General features: G+C 59.0%; 4 protein-coding genes. All 4 read right to left on the reverse strand.

The genetic code is table 11. From position 1 onward, the window contains the following. Positions 1-539: DUF1254 domain-containing protein (locus tag EOA27_RS22895; RefSeq protein ID WP_145970481.1), on the reverse strand; the 539-nt coding region annotated here is incomplete at its 3' end. Positions 540-556: 17 nt separating this feature from the next. Continuing rightward, on the reverse strand, positions 557-1,969 hold the full coding sequence (locus tag EOA27_RS22900) for a DUF1254 domain-containing protein (protein WP_126078253.1): 1,413 nt from the start codon (positions 1,967-1,969) through the stop codon (positions 557-559). A gap of 61 nt (positions 1,970-2,030) precedes the next feature. After that, a complete protein-coding gene (locus EOA27_RS22905; protein WP_126078252.1) occupies positions 2,031-4,034 on the reverse strand; it encodes an alkyl sulfatase dimerization domain-containing protein in 2,004 nt (667 codons plus the stop codon). Positions 4,035-4,237: 203 nt separating this feature from the next. Next, positions 4,238-4,703 (reverse strand): hypothetical protein (locus EOA27_RS41575; protein ID WP_210214165.1); only part of this gene is annotated, 466 nt, incomplete at its 5' end.

A 4,703-nucleotide genomic window follows, 5' to 3' on the forward strand; every position in this document is an offset into this window, starting at 1 on the left:
TTCTTCTGGCTTTCCTTGTCCCAGTTCGGAATCTCGAACTTGCCCGGCCCGCCTGGCTGCGAGACCTCGATCGCATCCTGCAGAGCATGGACGCGAACCAGGTCCTTTGGATCATTGGGGTCGACCAAGGTGCGAACGCCCGCCAGGACGTAACGGGTACCAACTTTCGCCTTGTCCAGTGTGTGCGGTCCGGCGCCATACTCGGTGGTCGTGTACTGATCCTCGCTGATGATCTGCAGCGACATGAAACGCTTCCCGGCATCGGGAAGCGTTATGGTCACCGGCCCTGCGTCGAGATCGAAGACGCGCGTGGAATACAAAGTGTCCCGGTTGCCGCGGATTACGGTCTGATGGTCGATGGGCAGAAGGTCCCGCACGTGATGCCAGCCACCAAATCCGCCACCCTTCACGGAATTGGAGAAATAGAGGTCCGTCTCGGCGCGAACGAAGTTATCGACTGTCACCGGCACAGTGCTCTCGGCGAATGCGACTCCTCCCATTGTGGACAGCGCGAACGCTGCGGCTATGATTGCTTTCATGGCGCTCTCCTCCACGCTCACCGGGCGGCTATCTTCTCGATGTCCGGCAATTGCCACGTCTTGTCGAATAGTGGCTTCTTCGGGCCATAAAACCGGAAGATGATCTCCCATCCGGCGCCGGATCGCGTCGGGGTCCAGTTCGATTCCTTTCCGGAGGGGGGCTTCGGCCCGAAGTACAGATCTACCGAACCGTCGGCATTGGCTTGAAGCCCGGGGGTGTTCGAACCTCGGCTGGCCCATTTCTGATCGCGTATCAGGCCGTGGGTGCCCCGATCGTAAACGGTGCCCGACCAATAGAGCGAGACCGGGGCATTGGCCGGCACAGTCAGACGGTAAGTCTTTCCGCCGTCCAGGGCTTTTCCATTCTTGTCTCGGATCGTCACGAGATAGAATTGGCCGGAGCCGAGGTGTTTGATGCTGGAGAAGGCGAACGAGAAAAAGGTGCCGCGATTGTCCACGGGGTAGACGCCAGGCTTGCTGAACAGATCCGACAAGCCTTCGCTGAGGTCGTGTGGAACAGGGAGAGCCCACTGGCTTCCCTCGTAGAACGACGGGGTGAAAAGAGCCTCGTAGCGTTGCTCCATCAAAGTCCGAGCCTCCGAGGCCGCTTGCCCGAGTACCTTCTTTGTTTCAGGACCGGGCTTGAAGGGCTTACCCTGCTCGATGCCGACAGACCTCAGATGGTCGATCATGGCTTTGTCGCGGTCGAGCCATGGTTCACGCTGGACGAAACGGTCGAGGGACTCGAAGAAGCGCACGTCGTAGGGGATCGTGCTGTCGTAGATCGTTTCAACCGCATCGACGAAGGTCGTCTGCGGCGGGCTGGCCGCCTGCGAGAGCGGATGCAGCTTGATCTGCTTGGCGTAGGCGACCGCCTTGGCGACATCCACTTCGCTGCCGCTGCCCACATTGGAACGCAGGAGCGCGTAGGCCATGTTCGTATCGGACCGCAGCGGAATGTAGCCCTCGGGGATCTGCTCACTATAGCCGGGAGGCAGGACGAGGTACTTGCCGCCCTTGCCCTTGTCCACGCCGGCCGGACCGACATCGTCGAGTGCCGCCTGCCAGGCATCCATGATGGTTCCTGTGATCTCGCCGCCCGTAGCCGACGGAATCTCGAGCACCATCGGACCCGCGTCTTTGGTATTGACGAAAGGCATCAGGTAGATCGTGCTGGGGTTGGGCGTCAGCGTCTGGTTCTTCCAGTCGGGAATCCGGGACCAGAATACGATCTGGTTTTCCTTCGCACCGGCTTTAATCGCCGCCTGCAGCATCAAATCGAAGTTGACCGCCGGCATGCCCCAGACAATCGCTTCCACAGCGCGACTGTGGGCGAGCCGTTCGTTCAGGTGACCTGGCGTATAGTCATGCGATACCGCGCCCGATTGAGTGAGGAGCAAAATCAGCGCTGCAAAACTGTATCTAAGCATTGTTCCCTCCCCGCGTCCTTTGGTAAGATTCTTGCGCTCACCAAACTTGTGTGTTGGCTCTTCAAGCCGTCACGATAGGGAACCAGAAGGAGAAGGTGTCGATCATTGAGGCGAACTCGGCCAGGGCTTCGCGCCTGCCTTCGACCTTCAATTCGTCCGGGAACCCCGCCTTCTCACTGGACTGGATCTTGTCCCAGTCCGCTTTGGTCAGCGAGACCTTCGCGTCGGCCTTTGGATCGACCTTCCTCGAATGGTTCAGGACGCCATTCTCGATTGTCAGCGTGTAGGCTTCCTTGAGGTCGGTGAAGTCAATAGTGACGGCAAGCTTCTTGCCGGCCGCCTTGTCGCTGTCCAGCCGAACAGCCAGATAATCGAAGGACATTTCGGGGGGCATGGCCTTGATCGTGTCCGGCCCGGCGGTCTCGATCGAGCCGGCATTTGGCACGCCGTGGCGCAGCTCCAAGGCACCTTGCAGGTAGACGGAACGCCAGGGGCCGGACTCGGCCTGGTAGCCCATCTGCTCGTAAGCGTCCGCCAGCAACTCCTTGGCAGCAGCGTTGCCGGCATCGGCGAAGATGACGTGCTTCAGAGCTTCCGCTACCCAACGGTACTCGCCGTTGTCAAAGTCGGCCTTGGCCTTCGTCAAGATCGCGGCCGGTCCGCCCATATAGTCAACATATTTCTTGGCGGCCTCCTCAGGCGGAAGCTGGTCGAGAGTGGTGGGATTGCCGTCGTAGAAGCCCATGTAAAACTGGTAGACCGCGCGGGAATTATGCTTGAGGGATCCGTAGTACCCGCGATTGTACCAAGCCTTGTCCAGCTCAGGCGGCAACTTGATCATGTTGGAGATTTCGACGCCGGTATAGCCCTTATTCATCAGGTTGACCGAGCGGTCGTGAATGAACTTATAGAGGTCGCGCTGCTTCTTCCAATAATCGACGATTTTTTCGCTGTCCCACATAGGCCAGTGGTGCGCCTGGAACTTTACGTCGGTGCCATCGCCGTACAGTTCAATCGTCTCATTGATGTACTTCGCCCATTCTAGCGCGTTGCGCACCTGAGCGCCGCGCAAGGTGAGGATGTTGTGCATGGTGTTTGTAGTGTTCTCGGCCATCCACATGGCTCGGAACTGCGGGAAATAGGTGTTCATCTCTGCCGGCGCTTCGGTTCCGGGCGTCAGTTGGAAAACCATGTTCACGCCGTCGATGGTGACTTCCTCGCCGCTTTGCTTGATCTCACGGGTCGGGAGGATAAGCCCCGAATTGCCATGACCGACCGTCTGGCCCAACCCGGCATTGACGCCGCCCTGTGGGCTGCGCGGCAGTAGCGGGCCGTACATATAGATTCCACGCCGGCCCATGGCGTTGCCGGCGATCACGAACTCGCTGATGGCATGCTCGGTGAAGGTTTGGGGAGCCAGGATCTGCACCTTGCCGGACTCAACATCGGCTTCGTCCACCAGCCCTCTCACGCCGCCATAGTGGTCGCCGTGGCTGTGGCTGTAGACCACCGCGAGCACGGGGCGCTGGCCGAGATGCCGGCTGACCAGCTCGTAAGCGGCCTTGCCTGTTTCCAGATTGCTGCCGGTGTCGAGTACGATCCAGCCCGTGTCCCCCTGGACGAAGGTGACGTTGGCGAGATCGAAACCCCGGACCTGGACGATGCGGTCATGGACGCGGAACAAGCCGTATTGCATGCAGAGCTGCGCGTTGCGCCAAAGGCTTGGATTCACGGTGTCGGGAGCCGGCTTGTCGATGTCGATGAATTTCTTATAGGTCTCCAGATCCCAGACGATCCCGCCATTCGCGTCTTTGATCATGAGCCTATCTGGCTTGGAGATGAGACCGCGCGTGGCGTTCTCGAAATCCGCGCGATCTTCGAAGTTCAGATACTTTTTGAGCGCCTCATTGGCGGCCTTGGTCGCCTGTGTCGCCGGCTTCGCTGCCGTACCCGTCGAAGCGGCCAGTGCCTCTGAGCCGCTCTGCGCCATTGAACTGAATCCCATGAGGGCGAGCGCCGACCCTCCCACAAACATGTCGCGGCGGTTGAGTTCGAACTTGCTCATGAAAGGGTCCCTTCTTGTCAGTCAAACGGCCTCGCCGCCTATTAGCTTCCCGTCAGCCGGCAACATTCGACTTCGGCGCCAGTGACCTCGGGGTTTCGGTGCTGGGCGATAGCCGCTTCGCATCCGCACTACCTGATGTTCGCGTAGAATTTTGAAACTGCGCTCCTCGTTCGCGCCAGCGTCCCGCCGAAGCCGGTGCTCGGTTACAGATTTGGCATAGGCAAAGGATGCGCGAAGTACGTTACGGTAAATGCTCTCGGACATTTCAAGCCATGCAGAAACTCGCGGGGCACGCAAAAGTAGTTGTCTCCGGCGCAATTCCTGCTCTTCCCGGTTTTGTAACCGTAACGAACTGGCTGTCTCGAAGCCTGCCAGCAACAATGCTTGGTGGCGGTGCAGGTGTCAGGTTGCAATAGATGATGGAAAGCGCGGTCTATAACAGGCGCGGCCTGATAAAGCTGATGTTGCGGCTGCCGGCGTTGCGGGGTCAGCTTCAAATCCTCACGGCATCCGATGCCGAGCTCTTGAATCTTTGCGGCGCGTACGAAGAGGCAAGCGCCACACTGGAAAAACTGCGCGCCCGTCCAACCGAATTTTTGCAACCTCAGATAGATGAATACCAGACCCTGTGCGAGTAAATCGAGAACGAAATCCTGTCGATATGTTACC

It is taken from the genome of Mesorhizobium sp. M2A.F.Ca.ET.037.01.1.1 (assembly GCF_003998075.1).
Classification (GTDB): Bacteria; Pseudomonadota; Alphaproteobacteria; order Rhizobiales; family Rhizobiaceae; genus Mesorhizobium.